Annotated in this window: 20 protein-coding genes; 13 read left to right on the top strand and 7 right to left on the bottom strand. The window is 65.0% G+C overall.

The genetic code is table 11. The features are described from left to right. Positions 1-52: 52 nt before the first annotated feature. Positions 53-826 (top strand): NAD kinase, encoded by a 774-nt coding sequence (locus AC3G2C_RS02510; RefSeq protein WP_488383217.1) that lies wholly within the window; start codon positions 53-55, stop codon positions 824-826. A gap of 396 nt (positions 827-1222) precedes the next feature. Beyond that, positions 1223-2152, top strand: coding sequence for a 5'-nucleotidase (locus tag AC3G2C_RS02515; protein WP_488383021.1), 930 nt, complete (start codon positions 1223-1225; stop codon positions 2150-2152). On the opposite strand, the gene AC3G2C_RS02520 is transcribed toward AC3G2C_RS02515, so the two are convergent. Both AC3G2C_RS02520 and AC3G2C_RS02525 read right to left on the bottom strand, forming a co-directional pair. Further along, positions 2153-3031 carry an aldo/keto reductase gene (locus AC3G2C_RS02520; RefSeq protein WP_488383022.1) on the bottom strand — a complete coding sequence of 293 codons (879 nt, stop codon included), beginning with the start codon at positions 3029-3031 and terminating at the stop codon, positions 2153-2155. Positions 3032-3110: 79 nt separating this feature from the next. Further along, positions 3111-3986 carry a DMT family transporter gene (locus tag AC3G2C_RS02525; protein ID WP_488383023.1) on the bottom strand — a complete coding sequence of 292 codons (876 nt, stop codon included), beginning with the start codon at positions 3984-3986 and terminating at the stop codon, positions 3111-3113. Between the two features lie 199 nt (positions 3987-4185). Between AC3G2C_RS02525 and AC3G2C_RS02530 the strand changes: the two genes are divergently transcribed. From AC3G2C_RS02530 to AC3G2C_RS02545, 4 genes are all read left to right on the top strand, one after another. Next, a complete protein-coding gene (locus tag AC3G2C_RS02530; protein ID WP_488383024.1) occupies positions 4186-5355 on the top strand; it encodes an acyl-CoA dehydrogenase family protein in 1170 nt (389 codons plus the stop codon). Between the two features lie 99 nt (positions 5356-5454). Beyond that, positions 5455-5997, top strand: a complete 543-nt coding sequence (locus AC3G2C_RS02535; protein ID WP_488383025.1) for a GNAT family N-acetyltransferase — start codon at positions 5455-5457, stop codon at positions 5995-5997. Beyond that, complete coding sequence (locus AC3G2C_RS02540; protein WP_488383026.1) at positions 5994-6503, top strand: nucleotidyltransferase family protein; 510 nt, start codon at positions 5994-5996, stop codon at positions 6501-6503. The genes AC3G2C_RS02535 and AC3G2C_RS02540 overlap by 4 nt, the downstream gene beginning before the upstream one ends. 37 nt (positions 6504-6540) lie before the next feature. Next, positions 6541-8808 carry a thiamine pyrophosphate-dependent enzyme gene (locus AC3G2C_RS02545; RefSeq protein ID WP_488383027.1) on the top strand — a complete coding sequence of 756 codons (2268 nt, stop codon included), beginning with the start codon at positions 6541-6543 and terminating at the stop codon, positions 8806-8808. Between the two features lie 352 nt (positions 8809-9160). Here the strand turns inward: AC3G2C_RS02545 and AC3G2C_RS02550 are convergent, their stop codons facing one another. Next, positions 9161-9949, bottom strand: coding sequence for a phosphatase PAP2 family protein (locus tag AC3G2C_RS02550; RefSeq protein WP_488383028.1), 789 nt, complete (start codon positions 9947-9949; stop codon positions 9161-9163). Positions 9950-10389: 440 nt separating this feature from the next. Here AC3G2C_RS02550 and AC3G2C_RS02555 point away from each other — a divergent pair, with 440 nt between their 5' ends. The 7 genes from AC3G2C_RS02555 to AC3G2C_RS02585 all read left to right on the top strand — a co-directional run bounded on the left by AC3G2C_RS02555 (position 10390) and on the right by AC3G2C_RS02585 (position 19741). Then, positions 10390-10926 carry a fimbrial protein gene (locus AC3G2C_RS02555; protein WP_488383029.1) on the top strand — a complete coding sequence of 179 codons (537 nt, stop codon included), beginning with the start codon at positions 10390-10392 and terminating at the stop codon, positions 10924-10926. Positions 10927-11050: 124 nt separating this feature from the next. Further along, positions 11051-11806: a fimbrial biogenesis chaperone gene (locus tag AC3G2C_RS02560; protein ID WP_488383030.1), complete on the top strand. Its 756-nt coding sequence runs from the start codon at positions 11051-11053 to the stop codon at positions 11804-11806. A 379-nt stretch (positions 11807-12185) separates the two neighbouring features. Beyond that, complete coding sequence (locus AC3G2C_RS02565) at positions 12186-14726, top strand: fimbria/pilus outer membrane usher protein (protein ID WP_488383031.1); 2541 nt, start codon at positions 12186-12188, stop codon at positions 14724-14726. Positions 14727-14922: 196 nt separating this feature from the next. Next, the gene (locus AC3G2C_RS02570) at positions 14923-16569 is read left to right on the top strand and encodes a serine hydrolase (RefSeq protein ID WP_488383032.1); all 1647 of its coding nucleotides are present in this window, start codon (positions 14923-14925) and stop codon (positions 16567-16569) included. Between the two features lie 68 nt (positions 16570-16637). Continuing rightward, the gene (locus tag AC3G2C_RS02575; RefSeq protein WP_488383033.1) at positions 16638-18260 is read left to right on the top strand and encodes an alpha/beta hydrolase; all 1623 of its coding nucleotides are present in this window, start codon (positions 16638-16640) and stop codon (positions 18258-18260) included. A gap of 194 nt (positions 18261-18454) precedes the next feature. After that, positions 18455-18943 carry an RcnB family protein gene (locus tag AC3G2C_RS02580; RefSeq protein WP_488383034.1) on the top strand — a complete coding sequence of 163 codons (489 nt, stop codon included), beginning with the start codon at positions 18455-18457 and terminating at the stop codon, positions 18941-18943. A gap of 300 nt (positions 18944-19243) precedes the next feature. After that, positions 19244-19741: a DUF3761 domain-containing protein gene (locus tag AC3G2C_RS02585; RefSeq protein ID WP_488383035.1), complete on the top strand. Its 498-nt coding sequence runs from the start codon at positions 19244-19246 to the stop codon at positions 19739-19741. Between the two features lie 76 nt (positions 19742-19817). On the opposite strand, the gene AC3G2C_RS02590 is transcribed toward AC3G2C_RS02585, so the two are convergent. From AC3G2C_RS02590 to AC3G2C_RS02605, 4 genes are read right to left on the bottom strand one after another with little or no spacing between them, the layout of a single operon-like run. Then, positions 19818-20909: an ABC transporter permease gene (locus tag AC3G2C_RS02590; protein WP_488383036.1), complete on the bottom strand. Its 1092-nt coding sequence runs from the start codon at positions 20907-20909 to the stop codon at positions 19818-19820. Beyond that, positions 20906-21835 carry an ABC transporter ATP-binding protein gene (locus AC3G2C_RS02595; protein ID WP_488383218.1) on the bottom strand — a complete coding sequence of 310 codons (930 nt, stop codon included), beginning with the start codon at positions 21833-21835 and terminating at the stop codon, positions 20906-20908. The genes AC3G2C_RS02590 and AC3G2C_RS02595 overlap by 4 nt, the downstream gene beginning before the upstream one ends. A gap of 7 nt (positions 21836-21842) precedes the next feature. Beyond that, complete coding sequence (locus tag AC3G2C_RS02600) at positions 21843-22832, bottom strand: HlyD family secretion protein (RefSeq protein WP_488383037.1); 990 nt, start codon at positions 22830-22832, stop codon at positions 21843-21845. Beyond that, entirely contained in the window at positions 22822-23481 is a 660-nt protein-coding gene (locus tag AC3G2C_RS02605; protein WP_488383038.1) for a TetR/AcrR family transcriptional regulator, read from the bottom strand. The genes AC3G2C_RS02600 and AC3G2C_RS02605 overlap by 11 nt, the downstream gene beginning before the upstream one ends. Positions 23482-23520: the final 39 nt, after the last annotated feature.

The raw sequence follows: 23520 nt of genomic DNA on the forward strand, positions 1-23520 counted from the left end.
CTTGCGCCCTTCGTGCTTTCTAAGTTCAACTGGGCGCCTTGTTTCCCGACCGCTGACAAGCCCCATGCGCTTCGCTTTCGTCGCCAGCGATACCAACGTCGCCCAACAGGCCCGCCGCAAACTCGTCGAGCGCTACGGCGACGTCGAGCCCGAGCAGGCCGATGTGATCATTGCCCTGGGTGGCGACGGTTTCATGTTGCGCACACTGCACGCCTATCACGCGTTGCCGGCACCGGTGTACGGCATGAAGCTGGGGCGCGTCGGCTTCCTGATGAACAAGCATCGGCTGGACGATCTGGAAGACCGCATTTCGCTCGCGCACGCGGCGGTGCTCTATCCGCTGGAGATGCGCACCGTGGACGCCTCGGGCGAGGTGCGCCACGCGCTGGCCTTCAATGAAGTCTCGTTGTTGCGCCAGAGCAACCAGGCCGCGCACTTGGAAGTGCGGCTCAACGATACGGTGAAGCTCGCCACCCTGGTGTGCGACGGCATTCTGGTCTCCACCCCGGCCGGTTCCACTGCCTACAACCTCTCTGCGCACGGCCCGATCCTGCCGCTGGACGCAAACGTGCTGGCACTCACGCCGATCAGCCCCTTCCGCCCGCGTCGCTGGCGTGGCGCCATCCTACCGCACCGCACCTTGGTGACCTTGCGTGTGCTCGACACGAGCAAGCGCCCGGTGAGCGCCACGGCCGATTACCACGAAGTGCGCGATATCCGCGAAGTGGAGATTCGCCAATCGGCGGGGCAGGGCGTGAAACTGCTGTTCGATCCGGAGCACAACCTGGAGCAGCGCATTCTGGACGAGCAGTTCGCGCAGGATTGAGGGCAGTGAGCATCGCTGAAGGCGTTGGTTGGCCAGCCCTCCGGCTGTGGAAACGTACTTCCTGCCTACGCGGGGATGACGGTAAGGGGGCCACGCCCGGCGCTTTAACCTGATGCTTCTGTCTGAAAATCGCATATCGTCAGCGATGCAAGCGCCGCCCTTGCTCGTCATCCCCGCGTAGGCGGGAGGTGCTTTTCAACAGCCGGAGGGCTGGTCATCCAGCGTCTTTGTTGCGAAAGTCTCTGGCTCTCTGCGAACCCGATGTCGTCATGCGAGGGCATGCGTACTTCCTTCATCTTCACCCGGGACATCATGCGCGCGTGGCGCATACCGCTGATTTCGCTACTCGGCAGTGCTCGACGTTCGGATGACCGCGTCTTTTGCTAGATTGGCGCCATGAAGTCTTCCAAAGCTGACGCCCACGATCCCACCGCGGCCGGTGACAACCGGTTGGTAGTCGCCATTTCCTCGCGTGCCTTGTTCGACCTTGGCGACAGTCATGCGCTGTTCGAGCGAGACGGCTTGGATGCTTATCGCGAATTCCAGATCGACCACGAAAACGACATTCTCAAGCCGGGCGTGGCGTTTCCCCTGGTGCAGAAGCTGCTGGATCTGAACAAGCTGGCCGGCGACGTGCCGCCGGTGGAAGTGATCCTGCTGTCGCGCAATTCGGGCGATACCGGGCTGCGCATCTTCAACGCCATCCAGCATTACGGTCTGGCGATTAGCCGCGCCGCCTTTACCAGTGGCGCGCCCACCTCCGATTACATCGCACCGTTCAAGGCTGACCTGTTCCTCTCCGCCAATGCGGAAGACGTAGGCCGCGCGTTGGCCGCCGGCGTGGCGGCCGCCACCATCCTGCCTTCCACGGCGCCGCCGCGCGCGACCGAGCAGTTGCGCATCGCTTTCGACGGCGATGCGGTGATCTTTGGCGACGAAGGCGAGCGCGTGTCGCGGGAAGAGGGCTTGGAGGCGTTCCATCGCAGCGAGCATGAACTCGCGGCCGAACCGCTGTCGGTAGGGCCCTTCCGCGGCTTCCTGACGGCGGTGCATCGCCTGCAAGCGGCCTTTCCTGCCGAGGATTCTCCGATTCGCACGGCCCTGGTGACGGCGCGTTCCGCACCCGCGCACAAGCGCGTGATTCTCACGCTGCGCCGTTGGGGTGTGCGTATCGACGAAGCGCTGTTCCTCGGCGGCCGCGACAAGGGGCCGTTTCTGGAAGCCTTTGGCGCGGATATTTTCTTCGACGATTCACCGGCCAACGTGGAGTCCGCCCGCAAGCACGTAGCGACGGGCCACGTACCGCACGGCGTGAGCAACCGCTGATCAGGGCACGGGATGGCCCTTGCTGGCCGTCCAGATGGCGTACCAATCTTCCGCATCCAACGCTACTTCCAGCGCGGACACGGCCTCGCGCAGGCCGTCGATGCGGCCCGTGCCGGTGATCGGGTGCGGGCGCGAGGGGTGGCGCAGTACCCACGCGAAGGCCAGCGTGGCCAGGCTGACGCCGTAGCGCGCCGCCATCGGTTCCATTTCGGCACGCACGCGTTCGGTCTGTGCATCGGTGGCGCCGAACAGGCGGCCACCCGCCAGCGGCGACCAGATCATCGGCCGTGCACCCAGCATTTGGGCCTGGTCCAGCGTGCCGTCGTCCAGCGCGTCCATCTGCAAGGGCGACAGTTCGACTTGATGGGTCACCAGCGGGTGATGCTGGTTGAGCAGGGCGAACTGGCTGGCCGAGTGATTGGAAACACCCCAGTGCGCCACCTTGCCTTCGCGCGTGAGCGTGGCAAACGTGTCGGCGAGCGCGGCGGCATCCATCAGGTAATCGGGGCGATGGATCAGCACCAGATCCAGCTGCTCGGTGTGCAGGTTGCGCAGCGACTTTTCCACCTGCGCGCGCACGTAGGCAGCCGAGGTGTCGTAGTGATTGATGCGGTACGGCAGGTGGGCCGAGCGCAGGCGGATACCGCACTTGGTCACCAATTGCATGCGCTGGCGCAACGCGGGCCCCGCTTTCAGCGCCTCGCCAAACAAGGCTTCGGCCTGGTAGTCGCCGTAGATATCCGCGTGATCGAACGAGGTGATACCCAGGTTCAGCGCCTGCTCGATCCAGCGCACGCGCTCGTTCACGCTGAGATTCCAATCACCTATACGCCACAGGCCAGCGACGATGGGGGATAGCGCAAAGGCGGGCTGTGGCATGGGGCAACACCGGAACGAGGGGCCGGCAGTGTGCCAAGCCCAGCCGGCGGGCGCCAGCGTCAGGCGGAGCCTGCGTTCGCTAGACGATGCGCGCGCGCTTCCACCAGCCGGTGACCTTTTCCTCGCGGACCAAGGTGAACAGTCCTGAGCCGAGGATCAGCACGATACCGATCAGCATCGGCCAATCCAGGTGATCGCCAAACAACCAGTAACCGAAGAAAATGGCCCACAGCATCTGGCTGTACTGCGTTGGCGCCACGCGATTGGCAGGGGCGTGATGCGTGGCGAGCATCAACAGCACGCCGGCCAGCCCCGCCAGCAGGCCGTAGCCGGCGAGCAGCCACCATTGATGCAGGCTGGGCCAGACAAAGGCAGGCAGCATCAGTAGACCGCCACTCACCAGCGGGCCGATCACCCCCGCGCCATAGAGGCTGATGCGTTTTTCGTGCGGGCCGGCCATGCGTAGCGCCACTACCGATACCGCGCCGGAAAGCCCGCAGGTCATGGCGGCCAAGTGGCCCGCGCCCAGCACGCGAAAACCCGGGCGCAGCACCACCAGCACGCCGATAAAGCCGACGATTACGGCCGACCAACGCCGCCAACCGACGTGCTCCTTCAGGAACACCACAGAAAGCAGCGTTACGAAGATCGGCAGCAAGAAGATCAACGCAAACGCCTCGGCCATCGGTAGCGCCGTGAAGGCAATGACGGCGGATATATTGCAAATGGCGCCGGTGATGGCGCGTATCCACCACAGGCGCGGCTTGCGCGCGTGGAACACGTCCAGGTAGCGATCGCCCGGTTTGCGGATGAAGGGCAAGGCGCTGAGCATCAGCACCGCGCCGAAAAACACCGCCTCGTAGGCCGGCAAGCTGCCGTGCAGCGATTTGACGAAGGCATCGCTGATTGCGTACGCGGCGTAGCAAGCGAAACCGAGGAGAACACCTTTCAACATGGACGATCCGGCAGCGTACGGAGCCGTCAGCCTGGCGCAGGGTGCGCATGGCGCTGGCGCGGGGTTGGCGGGGAACCGGGAGCGCGCATGGTCCCACAGGCCGTGCTGCGCGCCTACCCCTGGCCCTGTTGCAGCCCGCCATGACCCGCCCGCCAAGGCCCGCTAGAATGGCGTTTTGCCCCCGTCACGGAACACACGCATGTCCGCTCGCCTGAATCCCCTCGATCTGTACGACGTCCGTTCGCTGCTTTCCGACGAAGAGCGCATGGTGCAAGACTCCGTCGGCCGTTTTGTCGACGAGAAAGTTCTGCCGATCATCGGCGACGCGTTCGACCAGGGGCGTTTCCCCAAGGAGCTGGTTCCCGAGATCGCCAATCTTGGCCTGCTCGGTGCCACCATCCCCGAAAAGTACGGCTGCGCCGGCATGAACGGCGTGAGCTACGGCTTGATCTGCCAGGAGCTGGAGCGTGGCGACTCGGGCCTGCGCAGCTTCGCCTCGGTGCAGAGCTCGCTGTGCATGTACCCCATTTACGCCTACGGCACCGAAGAGCAGAAGATGCACTACCTGCCCAAGATGGCCGCGGGTGAAATCATCGGTTGCTTCGGCCTCACCGAACCGCACGGCGGTTCCGACCCGGCCAACATGAAAACCCACGCCAAGAAGGACGGCGGCGACTGGGTCATCAATGGCGCCAAGATGTGGATCACCAACGGCAACCTCGCGCACATCGCCATCGTGTGGGCGCAGACCGAGGACGGCATCCAGGGCTTTATCGTGCCGACCAACACGCCGGGCTTCACCGCGCAGGAAGTGCACAAGAAGATGAGCCTGCGCGCCTCGGTCACCTCCGCGCTGTTCTTCGACAACGTGCGCGTGCCCGACGCCAATCGCCTGCCCAACGTGAAGGGTCTGAAGGGCCCGCTGGGCTGCCTCACGCAGGCCCGCTACGGCATCACCTGGGGCCCGATCGGCGCCGCGCAGGCCTGCTTGAAGGAAGTGCTCGATTACACGCAGGAGCGCATCCTGTTCGGCCGTCCGCTCGCTTCCAACCAGGCCATCCAGATCAAGATGGCCGAGATGGCTCGCCGCATCACTATGGCGCAGCTGCTGTCGCTGCAGCTTGGCCGCCTCAAGGATGCCGGCACCATGCAGCCCACGCAGGTGTCGCTGGCGAAGTGGAACAACTGCCGCATGGCGATCGACATCGCGCGCGAATGCCGCGACATCCTCGGTGGCGCCGGCATCACCACCGAGCACGTGGCGATTCGCCATGCGCTCAATCTGGAATCGGTCATCACCTACGAAGGCACCGAGACGGTGCACCAGTTGGTGGTCGGCCGCGAGCTGACGGGCATCAACGCCTTCTGAGGAGCATCAGCTCCTCTCGACAGGTGAGCGAACGTCATCCCGGTACATGCCGGGATGACGTCGCGCCAAGCAGGTCGTAACGCAAAGGCACGCCACGCGATGAACTGGCAAGAGATCCGCATCGAAACCGAACGCCTCCTCCTGCGCCCGCCGCAGGCAGAGGATTTCGATGCGTGGGCGGCGAACATGGCCGATGCCGAATCGGCACGCTTCATTGGTGGCGTGCAGCCGCGCGCGGTCGCATGGCGCGGCTTTATCGCCATGGCGGGCGCCTGGGCAGTGCAGGGCTTTGGCATGTTCTCGGTGATCGAAAAGGCCACCGGCCAGTGGGTGGGCCGCATGGGGCCCTGGTATCCCGAGGGCTGGCCTGGCCGGGAAGTGGGTTGGGGCCTGGCGCGACCGGCCTGGGGCAAAGGCTATGCCCTGGAAGGCGCCACCGCCTGCATGGATTTCGCGTTCGACCGCCTCGGCTGGGAGGATGTGATCCACAACATCGACCCGGCCAACACACCTTCGCAGGCGCTGGCACGCCGGCTGGGCTCCACGCTGCGAGGCCCGGGGCGCTTGCCCGAGCCGTTCGAGAGCGCGCCGATCGAGCTGTGGGGACAGACGCGCGCGCAATGGCGGAGCCGCCGCGCATGAGTCATGTCACGCCCGCGCTGTACGCCACCCTGGCGGAAATCGTGCCGGAGCTGCACGTGCATTGCCTGGCGCCCTGGTGCGTCATCGGCAGCGCCGCGGCCTTGCTGATGGGCGCCGAGGTGAGCGTGGCCGATGTGGATGTGTTCACCTCGCGCGAGGACGCCGAACGCTTGCGCGTACTGTGGGCCGACCGCCGCGAAGCCACGCACGAGCCGGCGGGCGCGGAGCGCTTTCGCTCGCACTTTGCACGCTTTCGTTTCCCCGGCCTGCCGGTGGAGGTGATGGGCGGGCTGGAACTCAACCGGGGTGATGGCTGGACGCCGGTGTCCGCCGGTCGGCTCACCCTGGTCGGCCTCAACGGCCTGGCCGTGCCGGTGCCGTCGCTGGAAGATCAGATCCGCATTCTCGACAGCTTCGGCCGCGAAAAAGACCACGCGCGCGCTTATGCGCTCCGCCTGCTCGCGGCCACACCATTGCCCACCAAACCTCTTTCCCCTTTTCCCTAAGTTGGCCGCCGCCGCGGCTGTTCGTTGACGAGACATCATGACTGCCATCCCGTATTCCCTCACGGCGCGCCACAAGGGTTTCAATCGTGCCGAGATCGTCGATCAGAACTTCATCGAGTTCGTGCAGCTGTGGCAGGGCGATGTGCATAGCCCGCATGGCGACCGCTCGCCGGTGTTGCCGGGCAGCACGCTCGACGCGCGCGGTTTCTGCGAGCTGCTCGAATCGCAACTGATCAGCCGCCATCTCGACCTGATGGCGCGCGTGCTGCGCGTGCAGAACAAGGTGTTCTACACCATTGGCTCCAGCGGGCACGAAGGCAACGCCATGGTGGCGCGCCTCACCCGTCATACCGATCCGGCTTTCCTGCATTACCGCTCCGGCGGCTTCATGGCCGAGCGCTTCCGCAAGTTGCCGGGCATGGACCCGGTGATGGATTCGGCGCTGTCCTTTGCCGCCAGCATGGAAGACCCCGCCTCCGGAGGCCGCCACAAGGTGTGGGGCAGCAAGCCGTTGTGGGTATTGCCGCAAACCTCCACCATCGCCTCGCACCTGCCCAAGGCGCTGGGCACCGCCGTGGCCATCGAGCAGGCGCGTCGCATCGGTCACAAGCTGCCGATTCCCGACGACAGCATCGCCATCTGCTCCTTCGGCGATGCCTCGTCCAACCACGCCACCGCGCAGACGGCGTTCAATGCCGCCGCCTGGACGGCGTACCAGAAGCTGCCGGCACCCGTGCTGTTCGTGTGCGAGGACAACGGCATCGGCATTTCGGTGAAGACGCCCAACGGCTGGGTGGCCAACAACTTCCGCCATCGCGCCGACCTGGACTACTACTACGCCGACGGCCTGGACCTCGCCAACGGCTACGCCCAGGTGCAGGAGGCGGTGGAGCACTGCCGCCATACGCGTCGCCCGACGTTCCTGCACCTGCGCACCACGCGCGTGATGGGCCACGCCGGCACCGATTTCGAAATCGAATGGCGCACCGTGGAGGAGTTGTTCCAGGTGGAAGCCAGCGACCCGCTGCTGCGTTCGGCGGAAATCGCGCTCGCCTCGGGCCTGTACACCAAGGAATCGTTGCTGGCCCTGTACGAAGCCACGCGCAAGCGTTGTTTCGACGCAGCCGAAGACGCCGATCGCCGGCCGCGCCTGACCTCGCTGGACGAAGTGATGAAGCCGCTGGCGCCGTATACCCCGGCGGCGGTCAAGGCCGAGGCCGAGCGTGCCGACTACGCGGAGCGCCGCCTGGCAGCCTTCGGCAGCGAAGAGAAGCTGCCGGAAAACCAGCCGCCCCGCCATCTGGCCATCCAGATCGGCCAGGCCTTGCACGACATCATGGCCAAGTACCCCGAGTCGCTGCTGTTCGGCGAGGACGTGGCGCAGAAGGGCGGCGTCTATACCGTCACCAAGGGCCTGTTCAAAACCTTCAAGGGCAGCCGTGTGTTCAACACGCTGCTGGACGAAACCATCATCCTTGGCCTGGCCCAGGGTTACGCCAACATGGGCATGCTGCCCATGCCCGAGATCCAGTACCTGGCGTACTTCCACAACGCCTGCGACCAGATTCGCGGTGAGGCGGCGTCGTTGCAGTTCTTCTCCAACGACCAGTACCGCAACCCCATCGTGATGCGCGTGGCCAGCCTGGGCTACCAGAAGGGCTTTGGCGGCCACTTCCACAACGACAACTCGATTGCCGCACTGCGCGACATCCCGGGTCTGGTGGTGGGTTGCCCCAGCCGTGGCGACGACGCGGCGACCATGCTGCGCACGCTCACCGCGCTCGCCAAGGTGGATGGCCGCGTGTGCGCCTTCCTCGAACCCATTGCGCTGTACATGACCAAGGACCTGTACGACGCAGGCGACGGCCAATGGCAATTCACCTACCCCGCGCCGGGCGAAGCCATGGTGCTGGGCGAAGGCCGCGTCTATCACGAGGACGCCAACGACCTCGTGGTATTCACCTTCGGCAATGGCGTGCCGATGGCCTTGCGCGCCGCGCGCACCATCGAGGCGGAGCTTGGCTGGAAGGTGCGCGTGGTGGATCTGCGCTGGCTGGCACCGCTCAACGATGCGTTCATCGCCGCGCAGGCCAGGAACGCCAAGCGCATCCTCGTGCTGGATGAAGGCCGTCGCAGCGCCGGTGTGGGCGAGGGCATCATCACAGCCATCGTGGAAGGCGGCAGCGGCGCCACGCCGTTGCAGCGCGTGGTGGGCGCCGACACCTACACCCCGCTTGCAGGGGCAGCCCTGTTGGTGCTGCCGGGCGAGGCCGACGTAGTGGCGGCGGCACGCAAGCTCGCCTGAGTTTGATCGTCATCCCGGCGCTCCCCGGAAGGGGCCAGCGCTGGGATGACGTGCCTGTCGACGCGTGAGCGTCAGCGCAAGACCCGCCTGACAGCCGTTGCAACATGCCCGCGAAGTTCGCCGGCAAGACGGGCACGATGTCGTCACAGTGTCGCTTGCCGAATCGGCTCAGCTCACAAAGCGGGTACTCGCACCGAAGTGTGCTTATTGGTGCGTGCGCATGGCGAGCGCCATCAGCGCTGTCTGCGCCGATGGCCCCCAGTGTTCGCCAGGGTGACGGTTACCTCGCGCTACACGACGCGTGGAATGACTGGCGGTCTTCAAGTAGGCGAGCGCAATGCCGCCCACTCGCTCAGCGGCGCATTCCGCGCAGGCGCCACGCTTCGGCGGCCAGCAGGCAAACCAGTAACCACACCGCGCCACTGACATAGCCAGCGATCACGTCGCTGAAGTAGTGCACCTGCAACACGATGCGGCTCAGTCCGATGATGGTCACCATGGCGACGGCCAGTGCAATCACCCAGCGATGCCACGCGCGTGGCGTCACACGCAGCAACACATAGGCGAGCATGCCGTAGAACACCATGGCGCCGAAGGCGTGACCGCTGGGAAAGCTCCAACCGTGCTCCACGATAAAACCGTGGTTGTGCAGCGGGCGAGGGCGCTGAAACCACGCCTTGAGCGCGCTGTTGAGCGGCACGATGCCCGCGACGGCAAGCGTCCACACCGTGGCGAGCCGAAGCTGTCCGCGCCATAGCAACAGGGTGAGTACGGCAACGGAGATGGCTGCCACCGTCCACAGGTCGCCCAGGTGCGATACCGCGGCGACCGCCGCAAGCACGCCCGGTTGCATGTGGGCACGAAGATCCTCTGCGAGCCCGGTGTCGAACTGGGTGAGCGCATCCTGTGTTTCCGCGCCAATGGCCAGCGCCATGGCGAGAAACAGAAAACAGCCACTCACCAGCAATAGCGTCGCCGTGCGACCGCGTAGTACGACGGGTAGGTGGCCGCGTGCGAGCGCCGCATCGTGGTGGCGGCGATTCCACTGCCAGGCGAGGTCGCCGCTCAGCAAGGCCAATATCAGCAGCCCACTCCAAACAGGCAGTGCGTGTGCGGCAACCCAATCGACCATCGCATTCATCAAAGACCGGCTCCTGTGTAGACGGCCCATGATCTCCGGCATGGCTCATCGCGTCGAGCTGAATGGCGTATCGCCACGCATCACGGTTACCGCGCGCGCGGGCTGACGAAGTGCACACGCGCGCTTGTGCGTTGAATTGGCCGGCGCTCCGCCTTGCTCCGCTCCATCGCGACGGAGATCTATAGGCAACTCAAAACGCAAGACTTTTTGCCTCGGAGTGGTTTGGGAATCGTCCCATATTTCGTGTAGGCGTGCGCCGATAAATTGTCCTCACTGGCCGGGCAAGCAGCAGCCAGCGGGACTCGGAAAGTGGCGGTTTCAAGAGGTTGAAGCGTGAGCGGTCACGCCACCTCGAAAGCCTCCCGGGTCGCCAGACAGGGCCATGACGGTCAACCACTTTTCAACGCATTTCTCTCTCTCCCATTTAAGGAAACGACATCATGAAGAAGCACATTGCCTCCGCTTTCGCCATCGCCGGTCTGATCGCTGCCGCCTCGGCCGCCCACGCCGCTGACGGTGTCATCACTGTCAAGGGCAACATCATCGCCAACACCTGCACCATCAATGGCGGCGGCGCCGGTGATTTCACCGTGAACATGCCGGCCGTGTCGGCTTCGGCCCTGCAGGCCTCCGGCGCCACCGCTGGCCGTACGCCCTTCCAGATCGAGCTGAGCGGTTGCTCGTCGGATCAGAAGGTTCAGACGATGTTCGAGGCAGGCCCGAGCGTGAACACCACCACCGGTCGCCTGCTGGTCGACACCGGCGCGGGCGCCGCCACCAAGGTGGAGCTGGGTCTCCTGAATGACACGTTCGGCAAGATCCGCGCCGGTGCGGCGGCGAACGCGCAGAACTCGCAGCAGGTGCAGATCGCGGGTGGCAACGCCACGATGAACTACTACGTGCAGTACGAGTCGCTGGGTGGCACCACCGCCGGCGCCGCGAACTCCAGCGTGCAGTACACCCTGGTCTACCAGTAAGCAGTGCAACTTTGGCGGTCATGGCGCATCATGACCGCCAAAGTCTTTGGTGAATGAGAGCCGCCTACCCGCGGCACCGGTTGTTCCGAAAGTACGTGATCATCGACTTCTGGAAGCCTTTCCCATGAAACGAGTCATCTGCCATTGGCTTACAGCCGCCCTGATTGCCGCCGGTACGTTGGCAAGCCAGGTCCACGCCAGCGTCGTCGTTGCAGGCACTCGCGTGATTTACCCCTCACAGGAACGTGAGGTTTCGGTGAAGCTCAACAACAACGGCTCAACGCCGGCCTTGGTCCAGGTATGGATGGACGATGGTGATATGAATAAAGCGCCGGAGCACATCCGGGTACCTTTTGCGGTGACGCCCGCGCTGTTTCGCCTGGACTCGAACAAGGCGCAGACGCTGCGGGTGACGTACACCAAAGAGCCGCTGCCCGCGGACAAAGAAAGCCTGTACTGGCTGAATGTGCTCGAAGTGCCACCCAAGGCTGATCGCGGTGCCGATGCCAATGTGGTGCAGCTCGCATTTCGCACACGCATCAAGCTGATCTTTCGCCCGCAAGGGTTGCCCGGCAAGGTCGAAGAAGCGCCCACCAAGGTGACGTGGCAGCTTACCAAGGCAGCCGATGGCGACGGTTATGTATTGAAGGCGGTCAACCCGACGCCGTATGTGGTCAACCTGGGCTCCGTCACGCTCAACGCGGGCGGCAAGGCGTTCGACGCGGGCGCTGGTTTCATCAAGCCTGGAGAATCGGCGCTATTCCCGGTGAAGCAGTTGTCGTCCCCGCCGACGTCCGGTGGTGAGGTCGAGTTCTCCGCCATCAACGACTGGGGCGGAAACATGCCAGGCAAACACCCGCTTGGCGGGAGCACTCCGTAAAAACCAGCGGCCCGTCGGGGCCGCTTTTTTTCGCCGCCGGATGAGCGTCGGGCGGCGGGTCGTCGCGCTACCAGCGCCACGCCGATCCGGTCGCCGGAAAGCCCAATGGGGCGACCGGGCACCCTGGCGTTGACGATCCTTCACGCCTTCTACGCGCGGCGTTAACACGCGCACACGCGACGCATCGGCGTCCGTGTCTCTCAGGTACTGGGACGATCGTACGTACGGCTTTTACGCGCCTACGGCGTGCTTTTAAGCCTTGTCAGATATGTCTCACGAGCGTGAATCCTTAGCCTACTTCTATCGGAAGCAGGGCTCCATTTCTTCGTGCCACTCGCTTCCTTCCCTTTCTTGAAGACCTTATTTGGGAGTCGACGACGTGACGACGAAGCACACTGAGCAAACCCGCCTCCAACGACCGCTGCTGCGCCTGAACGCGCTCGCTGCCGTGCTGGTGGCCGCCCTGGGTGTGCAGGCACACGCCAGCGCCGGCGCCCCGGTGGAGTTCGCCGGCGGCTTCATCAAGCCCAACGCGAGCGGCCAGATCGATCTCTCGCGTTACGAGACCGGCAATGTGCTGAGCCCGGGCGTGTACAGCGTCGATGTGACGGCCAACGAACAGCGTGTGGGCCGCATGGACGTCCGTTTCTCCCGCGTGAACGACAGCACCGACGCGCAGGCGTGCCTGGACCAGGCCCTGCTGCAGCGCATCGGCGTGGATACGACCAAGGTGACGGCCGAGGCGTCGGCGCGCTTGGCCGACGGCGGCTGCCTGCCGATCGAACAGATCGTGGACGGGGCCGTGGCCTCTTACGACTTCGGCGACCAGGCGCTGGCGCTGAGCGTTCCGCAGATTGCGATGAAGCGCTCGGCGCGTGGCTACGTCAGCCCGGAGCTGTGGGAAACGGGCATCAACGCCGCCACGCTCGGCTACAACGTCAACCTGTATCGCAGCAACAGCGGTGGTGCGGGCGCGGCCAACACGCGCGGCTATGTGGGCCTGAACGGCGGCCTCAACCTGGGCAACTGGCGCCTGCGCAGCGAAGGCTCGTACCACTTCGACTCGCAGGGCCATCACAGCTACCAGAACACCGCCACCTACGCCCAGCGCGACCTGTCGTCCATGGCCGCGCAGCTGACCATCGGCGAGACCTACACGAGCGGCGACCTGTTTGAATCCACGTCGTTCCGCGGTGTGCGCGTGGCGACCGACGACCGCATGCTGCCCGACTCGCTGCGCGGCTACGCGCCGACCGTGCGCGGTGTGGCCAACAGCAATGCGCGCGTGACCATTCGCCAGAACAACGCCATCGTCTACGAAACCACCGTGGCGCCGGGCGCATTCGAGATCAACGACCTCTACGCCACCGGTTACGGCGGCGACCTGCAGGTGTCGGTGGAAGAGGCCGATGGTCGCGTGTCGACCTTCGAGGTGCCCTATGCCGCCGTGCCGCAGTCGCTGCGCCCGGGCGTGAACCGCTTCAGCGCGGTGGCCGGCCAGGTCCGCAACGAGCAGCTGACCAGTGCCCCGGCATTCGCGCAGGGCACCTGGCAGCGCGGCATGACCAACATGCTCACCGGCTACACCGGCGTGACGGCGGCGCAGGGCTATGCGTCGATCCTCGGTGGCGCGGCCCTCAACACCCAGCTGGGCGCGTTCGGTGTGGACCTGACCCAGTCGCGGCTGCAGGCGGCCGGCACGACCTACAACGGCAGCAGTGCCCGCGTGAGCTACGCCAAGTTGCTTTCGGCCACCGGCACCAACATGACCGTGGCGGCCCATCGTTACTCCACGGGTGGCTTCTTCGGCCTCAACGATGCGATGACGGCTCGTCATGGCGTCGGCGCCTCGCAGGGCGCGGAGATCCAGCGTCAGCGTAACCATGCGTCGCTGTCGGTGAGCCAGCAGCTGGGTAGCCGCGGCGGTCAGCTGCACGCTACCGGTTCGTCGGTGAATTACTGGAACCGCCCGGGCGCGGACCTCAACTACTCGTTGGGCTACAGCAACAATTACAAGGGCGTCAGCTTCAACTTCTCCACCAACCGCCAGCGCAACGCACAGGGCATGATCGATACGCAGTACTACGCGAGCGTAAACATCCCCCTGGGCAAGGATCGTTCGGCCATGGCCTCGGCCCAAGTGTCGCGTGACAGCGCCGGTCGCTCTCAGGCGCAGGGCATGGTGACCGGCGTGGCAGGTGCGGACAACGCCATCTCCTACGGCGTGGCCGCCAGCTACAGCAACGGCGCCCACGGCGGCACCAGTGGTAGCGCCAACGCGGGCTACCGCAGCCCGATCGGCGAATTCACCGGCAGCATCGCCAACGGCCAGGGCTATAGCCAGGGTTCGTTCGGCATGCGCGGCGCGGTGGTGGCGCATCGCGGTGGGGTGATGCTGGCGCCGTCGCTGTCGGAGACCATCGGCATTGTCGAGGCCAAGGATGCGGTGGGTGCGAAGGTCGTGGGTGCGGCGGGCGTGCAAGTGAACAGCCGCGGCTACGCGGTGGTGCCCAATCTGACGCCGTACAGCCTCAACACCATCGACCTGGACCCCAAGGGCACCTCGATGGACGTGGAGTTCAAGGCGACCAGCCAGCAGGTGGTGCCGCGCGCCGGTTCGGTGTCGCTGCTGAAGTACGAGACGGTCTCGGGCCGCACCGCGATCATCGACGTGCAGGGCCACAACGGCGAACCGCTGCCGTTCGGTGCCCCGGTGGTCAATGGCAAGGGTGAGGAAGTGGGCCTGGTGGGCCAGGCGGGCCGCATCATGGCGCGCGGCCTGGAGCCGCAGGGCCAGTTGTCGGTGGCCATCGATGCGGAGCAGGGCACCTCCTGCCAGATCGACTACGTGCTGCCGGAGCGCCAGAAGGGCAGCGAGGGCGAGGCCCAGCTGATCCAGGCGAGCTGCAAGGCGAGCTGAGGCAACGGGCTTCAAGCGAGCGTCACGCGCCAAGGGGGTGGACTTCGGTCCATCCCCTTTTTTGTGCGCTGGATCCCGCGAGATCGATTTGCTCGCGGGCGGGTCCGGACATAGGGATCGGTCATGACTTTCAGTGCTGGCCTCACGGTGCAAATGGCCCGATAGTTGGGGCTCTTTGAAACCGTGGAGTTGCTTGATGTCCCTGCGTCCCTTGTCCCTGCGCCTGATGACTTGCGGCGTGCTCATGGCCCTGGCTACGCCGCTTTGGGCGCAGGACGCCACGTCACCGACCTCCATCGCCGCCGAGCACAGCGCCCCCGCGCCGGCGCTGCCCGCGCAACTGTCGGACTTTACGGCCTACGTGGACAGCGTGCGCAAGCAGTTCGATGTGCCGGGCATCGCCGTGGCCATCGTCAAGGACGGTCAGGTAGTGCTGGAGCAAGGCTACGGCCAGCGCGAGCTGGGCAAGCCGGAAGCCGTGGACGCACGCACCTTGTTCGCCATCGCCTCCAACACCAAGGCATTCACGGCGGCCTCGCTGCAGATGCTGGCCGAGGAAGGCAAGTTGGACATGGATGGCCGGGTGATCGATTACCTCCCGTGGTTCCAGATGTCCGACCCTTACGTCACGCGCGAAATGCGCGTGCGCGACCTGCTGGCACACCGCAGCGGCCTGGGTCTGGGCGCGGGTGATCTGCTGTACTGGCCGCCCACGTCCTACTCCACCAAGGAGGTGGTGCAGCGTCTGCGCGACGTGCCACTCGCCACCAGCTTCCGCAGCGCTTATGCCTACGACAACATCCTCTATGCCGTTGCCACGTTGGTGATCGAGCAGGTGTCAGGCCAGAGCTACGCGGATTTCCTGCGCACGCGCATCTTCCAGCCGGTGGGCATGAACGATGCACTGGTGGACATGACAGCACTCAAGCCGGGCATGGACGTGGCGATGGGTCACGCCAAGTTCAACTTCACCGAGCTCAAGCCGGTGCCGCCCATGGCGTGGTCCAACAACCCCGGCGCGGGCGGCATCTACGCCAGCGTGCACGACCTGGCCAAGTGGATGAACGTACAACTGGCCGGCGGCAAGCTGCCGGACGGCAAGGCGCTGTTCTCCGAGGGTAGCCAGAAGCAGATGTGGTCCATGCTTACGCCGATGAAGATCAGCGAACCGCCGGTGCCCGAACTGCGCGCGGTGCGCCCCAATTTTGCCGGCTACGGTGAAGGTTGGAACCTCACCGACTATCAGGGGCAGCGCCTGGTGTGGCACACCGGCGGCTGGCCCGGCATGGTATCCCGCCTCACCCTCGTGCCCGAGTTGAAGCTGGGCGTGGTGGTGTTGACCAACCAGGAATCGGGCGCCGCCTTCAACGCGGTGACGCTGCGCGTGCTCGATGCCTACCTGGGCAAAGACAAGAAAGACTGGGTGGCCGCTTATGCCGCCGCCGTAAAGAAGTCCGAAGGCCATGCCGACGACAGTTGGAAGCAGCATCTCGCCGCGCGCGACAAAAACAGCAAGCCCTCGCTGCCGCTGGCCGGTTACGCTGGCACCTTCCGCGACCCTTGGTATGGCGACATCGTGGTGAGCCAGCAGGGCGGCAAGCTACGTCTGAGCTTCTCCAAGACGGCGCAGCTACAGGGCACCATGGAGCGATGGCAGCACGACACCTTCATCGTGCGTTGGGATGATCGTTCGCTCAATGCCGACGCGTTCGTCAGCTATGCACTGGATGCCGATGGCAAGGTGCGCGAAGTGCGCATGCAGCCCATTTCACCGCTCACGGATTTCAGCTTCGACTTTCAGGATCTGCGGCTTGCGCCGGTAAAGAGCGCCAAGGCGGACTGAATCCGTCTAGCCGTCCATAAGGCCATGGGCTCCCCGCGCCGGGAGCCCGTTCAAAAGGGGAGGGTGCCATGTCGTCGTATCGTTGGACGTTTGCCGTTCTGTTCGGTCTTGCCGCGTCGGTACTAGCGGGGTGTTCGCACGAATCCGCTAGCGGGTCTCCGCGCTTTCACGTGGAATTGGCGGCCGCGCAGGCCCCGGCATCCGGCCGCTTGCTGGTGTTTGCCCAGTCGGCTGCGCAAGCGGAAGCCGCGGGCAAGGACGGCAAGGTGAGCGAAGTAGATGTGAACCCGCTCGCCCCCAATGACGTGAGCGTCGTGGCGCGGGAGGTGTCGCGCATCGAGCCCGGTAAAAGCGTGGATCTGGATGCGGACGCGCAAGCCTACCCGGAAGTGTTCTCCAAGCTGCCGCCGGGCGACTACTACGTGCAGGCCGTGCTCGATACCAATCACAGTTACAACTACAGCGGGCGTGGTGCAGGCGACCTGGTCAGCCAAGTGGTGAAGATGCATTTGCCATCGAGCGACACGCCGCGTTTGACGCTGGCGGAGGCCGTTCCCGCTGCCACGTTGTGGCAGCTTCCACCGGCCGCGCCCAAGCCTGCGCAGGACGCATTGGCGGAAGTGCACCAGCACACGGCCGACCTGGATTTCGTCAGCCCCGCGCTGTCGGCGTTCTGGGGCCGCCCGATACATATGCGCGGTTTCATGCTCACGCCACCGGGCTACGACCCCAAGGCGGCGGATACCTATCCGGTGGTGTACTTCACGCATGGATTCGGTGGCGGCCTTGCGCATTTCGTGCCGGTCATCGCCGATACCTGGCGGGCGATGAGCAAGGGCGACATGCCGCCGATGATCTGGGTGTACCTGGACGAGTCGAGCCCGACCGGCACGCACGAATTCGCCGACTCGGTGAACAACGGCCCGTGGGGCCAGGCGCTGACCGAGGAGCTCATTCCTTACCTCGAATCCAACTACCACATGGATGGCGGCGCCAACGGTCGCTTCCTCAACGGCCACTCGTCGGGCGGCTGGGCCACGCTGTGGTTGCAGACGCGCTATCCCAAGGTATTCGGCGGCACATGGTCGACCTCGCCAGACCCGAGCGACTTCCACGATTTCGTCGGCGTAGACCTGTACTCACCCGATGCCAACGTCTACCGCAAGGCCGATGGCGAGGCGTATCCGTTGATGCGCGACAAGGGCAAGGTGCTCGCCAGCTTCCAGCAGTTCGCGCAACTGGAGGAGGTGCTCGGCAGCTACGGTGGCCAGATGGCTTCGTTCGACTGGGTATTCTCGCCACGCGGCGAAGATGGCCGCCCGCAGCCCATGTTCGATCGCGACACCGGCAAGGTCGATCCCGTGGTGGTGGCGTACTGGCGCGATCACTACGACATCGCGCAGCGCTTGCGTAGCAACTGGGCCACGCTCCAGCCCGACCTGGATGGCAAGATCCATCTGATCGTAGGCACTGCCGATACCTTCTACCTCGACGGTGCCGCCCATCGCCTCAAGGCCACGCTGGATGAGCTGCATGCGCAGGCGGATATCCGCTTTCTGCCCGATAAGACGCATTTTGATCTCTACACCGTGGGTGGCGACCGGCGTGCGTTGCTCAAACAGATCGCCTGGGAAATGTACGCGGTGGCGCGCCCGCAGTCGGCGCTCAAGCCCAAGGTTGCCGCTCCCTGAGCGGCGAGGCGATGACGCCCGCAAGGCGTCATCGCCAAAACCAAACCTACGTTCAACGCAATAACTTGCAGTCGCCGTTACACCTTTCCTGCGATCGACTTCACCCATCACACTCCGCGCCGCGTCGCATGATGACGCGGTCGCATCATCCCTATCGAGCGGTAGGGCGACATGCAAAAGCGGAGAGAGCATCCATGAAGAAATCCCTGTTAGCCCTGGCCCTGGTCGGCGCAACCGCGTGTTACAGCGTGGCGGTATCGGCGGCGCCGTTCCAATACGATGATCGTCAGGATCATTACGATCAGGACCATGATCGCGGGCACGATCATGGACGCGACCACGATCAGGATCGCGGCCACGATCATGACGACGGGCGCGGCTACGATCGCGACCGCGATCATCGAGACTATGACCGGGACCGCCGCGATGACCACGACCGCGACCGCGACCGGCGCGACTATGTGATCGTTCACGACCGCGGCATGCACGAAGGCTGGTATCGCCGTGGCGGCTATGTGCCGGTGGAATATCGCGATCGCCGCTACGTGGTGGACGACTGGCGCGCCTATCGCCTCGCACCGCCCCCGCCGGACCACCAGTGGGTGCGCAGCGACAACGGAGAATTCCTGCTGGTGGCGATCTCCACCGGCATCATCGCGGACATCATTTTGAACAGCCATTGAGGTCGTTGCCGCATCGCATGAAATTGCGATGCGGCACTTTTCCGTTGCGTGCCGCCATCGGCGTCGCGTCGCATCGCAACTTGTTACGAGCGCGGCCGCACGGCAGTTAAATGCGTTCACGCGCTGCCTCTTGCGGGACCGTCATCCACTTGGTGCATAGTCATCAACACAAGCGCAGTTGGCTTGTGGGCGTTGTGCCATGAAGGCTTGGTTTTCACGGCATGGCGAAAGAGGGAGCACGCACGCCAGAGGCGTCGGCGTCTCCATGGGAACGATGAGTTTGCGCCGGAGGGATGAAAGATGAAATCGATGGGTTTGATCGCAGTCTTGCTTGCAGGTGTTCTGGCTGGCCCCGCGGTCTATGCGCAGGAGGCGTCTGCCCCTGCCGGTTCCACCGGTCAGTGCAAGGATGGCTCGTACACCAATCACGCGACCAAAAAAGGCGCGTGCTCCGGCCACCAGGGCGTGAAGGAGTGGTACACCGCGCCGACCGCGGCTGCCGCCGCAGCTCCTGCCGCTGCCGCCGCGCCCGCCGCTGCCCCGGCCGCGCAGGCCGCTCCCAGCATGACGCCCAAGACCTCCGCCCCGATTCCGGGCAGCAAGGCCGCCCATGAGCCGCCGGCTGCCGCGGCGCCGGGTGGCGGCCCGGGCATGGTGTGGGTGAACTCCAGCAGCAAGGTTTATCACTGCCCGGGCGACAAGTGGTACGGCAAGACCAAGGCAGGCTCGTACATGAGCGAAGCCGATGCCAAGGCCAAGGGCTTCCATGCCGATCATGGCAAGGCCTGTACGCCCTAATCGTTCCCGATAGCGATCCACGAAAAAGGCCGGCACTTGCCGGCCTTTTTCATGCGAAAAACGCTTGTGGACGCGCTCAATCCAGTCGTTTGTGGAACAGCCGTATCGACAGCGTCAGCATCACCGCGATAAAGGCGAGCAGGGCGACGGCGTCCTGCCATAGGTCCGCAAAGTCGGCACCGCGCAGCATGATGCCGCGAATCAGTCGCAGAAAGTGCGTGAGCGGCAGCACCTCCGAAATCCATTGCGCGGGCGCGGGCATGCCGGCATAGGGAAACATGAAACCCGACAGCAGGATCGATGGCAGAAACACGAAGAACGTCATCTGCATCGCCTGGAACTGCGACTTGGCGCGCGTGGAGATGAGCAGCCCCAGCGACAGGTTGGCGAGAATCAGCAGACTCGCCGCCAGGTAGATATCCCACAGGCTGCCGCGCACCGGCACGCGGAACAGCCACACACCCAGCGTCAGTATCACCGTGGTCTGCACCAGGCCGATGCCGGCATACGGCAGCACCTTGCCGATCATCAGTTCCGTGCGGCTGACTGGCGTGGTGATGAGCATTTCCATATTGCCGCGCTCGGTCTCGCGCACGATCGCCACGGCGGTGAACAACACCATCGTCATGGTAAGGATCACGCCGACCAGCCCCGGTACGATATTCACCGGCGAGCGGCGCTCGGGGTTGTAGAAGCTCACCACGCTGATCGGCGTAACGGTGCGCGCGTGGAAATTGTCGGGTTGGTTAAGCGGGTATTGCGCGAGCTGCGCCGCCGCCGACTGCACCACGTTGTCGCTGCCGTCGACCATCACCTGCAAGGCTTCGCGCCCGTCCAGCTTGCGCCGCTCGAAATCCGGCGGCACGGCGATGCCCACGCTGATGTGTCCCTCGCGCAGCAGGTCGATCAGTTGCTCGGGCGTCTGTGCGCTGGCGACGATATCGATAACACCGCTGGCGACCATGTCCTGGATGGCCGTGCGCGAGCCCGTGGTGTGCGCCTGGTCGGCCACCGCGGCGGGCAGGTGTCGCAGGTTGAGGTTGATGGCGTAGCCGAACAGCATGAGCTGCAGGATCGGCATGCCCATGATCATCGCCAGCGTGACGCTATCGCGTCGAAGCTGACGAAGCTCTTTGATCAGGATCGCCCACAGGCGGCGCAGGTTCACGCGGGCTGCTCCTGTTGGTGCGCGTGTCGGCGTGTGGCCACCACGAACACGTCTTCGAGGTTGGGTTCGACCGGCTGCACATCCACGTCGTTGCCCGCATCGCCCAGCAGACGGCGCAAGGAGTCGGCATCGTGCCGGGCGTCATTCATCAGCACGCGCAGCTCGTTGCCGATCTGCGCCACGCTGAGCACGCCTGGTTGTTGGTCCAGTGCCTGCTTGGCCTGGCGTGGCGAGGTGGCGCGAATGAGAAACGTGCGACCCGCCAACTTGCGGGTGAGGTCGCGCGGCGTGCCGTCGGCCACCAGGTTGCCGGTATCCAGGATCGCCAATCGATGACAGCGCTCGGCCTCGTCCATGTAGTGCGAGGACACCAGAATGGTGGTGCCCTCATCGGCCAGTTCGAACAGCTTCTCCCAGAAATCGCGGCGCGACTCGGGATCGACCGCGCTGGTGGGTTCGTCCAGAAACAGCAATTCCGGTTGGTGCACCACCGCGCCCGCCAGCGCCAGGCGCTGCTTCTGGCCGCCGCTGAGCGTGCCGGCCAGTTGCGGCTGGCGATCGTCCAGTCGGTAGCGACGCAGCAGTTCGTCCACGCGTGTGCGTGTGTCGTGGCGCGACAGCCCTTGCACCGTGGCGAGAAATTCTAGGTTCTGGCGCACCGATAGGTCGTCGAACAACGAGAACTTCTGCGTCATGTAACCGATGCGACGCTTGAGCTGTTCGGCCTCGCGCGGAATGGACAGGCCGAGAACCTCGATGCTGCCCTCGCTGGGTGTGAGCAAGCCGCACAGCATGCGGATCGTCGTGGATTTGCCCGAGCCATTGGGGCCGAGGAAGCCATACACATTGGCCCGCGGCACCGTGAGGTTTACGCCGTTCACCGCCACCAGTGCGCCAAAGCGCTTGGTGAGGCCGCGCGCCTGGATGGCCGGCTCAGTCATGGTGCGTGGCCGTATCGAAACGAGCACTCACCGGGAAACCTTGCGGCAGTTCACGGGCATCCTGGCCCAGAACGATCTCGGCGATGTAGCTCAATCGATTGGCGTCCTCACCGGTGAGCGCGTAGTAGGGCGTAAACGACGGTTCGCTGCGGATCAGGCGCACCACGCCATGGAAGCTGCGTTGGCCGTTATTGAGCACCACCTCCGCGGCGTCGCCCACCTTCACTGACGGACGCAACGCGGCCGGCACGTAGACACGCGCATACGGTGTATCGCTGGCCAGCAGGATCACCAGCGGCGTGCCGGGCTGGGCTTGGTCACCGAGTTTGTAGGGCAGGCTATCCACGCGTACGTCGCGCGGCGCGGTGAGGTCGAGCTTTTCCAGATCCACCGCGCGCGAGGCCGCCGTGGCTTCCGCGGCGGCGAGGGTGGCGCGCGCCTGCGCGATATCCTCGGCGCGCGAACCATTGAGCAGCAGATCCAGCGCGGCGCGGTCGGCAGCCACGGCGGCTTCGGCATTGCCGGCGGAGGCTTTGGCGCGATCCAGGTCGGCGGCGGAAACGAACTGCTGACGGGCCAGTGCGGAGAGGCGCTGATAGTAGGCGCTGGCATCGCGCGCCTGCGCCTGGGCGCCAGTAAGGTTGGAACGCGCCTGGCGAATCTGCTCCTCGCGCGGGCCGCGCTCCAGCTCCAGCAACGCCTGTTGTTGCTGGCGCACGTCGGCGCGCGCGGTATCCAGCGCCGCCTGTGTGCGCGTGGTTTCCAACTGCATGATGCGTTGGCCCTTGGGTACGTATTGCCCCTCGCGCGCGTCGATCTTCACGATGATCTCGGCGGCGGGCGCGGGCAGGGTGATGCGGTCGAACTCCACCGTGCCCAGCACTTGCGGCGCTTGCGGTTGGCAGCCGGCCAGCAGGGTGACGGTGAGTAGCGCGGCCGCGCGGCGCAGGCTGCGTGTGACAAAGCGGCGATCAGGGCGCATGGGGTGCCTCCATACCGTGGCCGAGCAGGGCGAGGGCGTGTCGGGCGAGTGCGTCGGTGCCCAGGTCGGCCTGAAACATCTGACGCCACAGCGGCGCGCTGGCCGCGGGAAACATGGTCAAGCCCATCAACGACACCACCAGCAGGCGCGGGTCCAACCCTGGATTGAGGTTGCCTTGCTGTTGCGCCTGCGCAAAGCGGCTGGCGAGCCACTGCGGCAGTTGGGGGCCGATGCGAGAGAGCAGCATCTCGCGCAGCGCTCCGCCATCGCACAACACTTCGCGCACCCACAGGGAAGGTAGCCAGGGCGCGCGCTCCACCGCGGCGAACACGCCCTTCACGAACTCACGCGCCAGCGCTTGCGGATCGTCGCCGGCAGCCATCACATGCTCACGCAGCGACGCGATGGCCGGCATCAGGCGCTCCTCAAAGATGGCATCGCGCAGCGCCTGTTTGCTGCCGAAGTAATAGTTCAGCAGCGCGGGCGTAACACCCGCACAGGCGGCGATGCCGCGCAAAGACGTGGCTGCGATGCCATTGCGCACGAAGCACGTCAGCGCGGCATCGATCAGGTGAGGGCGCAGTTCCGGGCTGTCCGGGCCGGGGCGGCCAGGGGCGCGGCGCATCGAGCGGGGTTTGGTGGCGGTCATGGCGACAAATTAATCGTCTGTATAATTCATCGCAAGTGG

The sequence above is a fragment of the Frateuria sp. sgz306004 genome, from assembly GCF_057750885.1.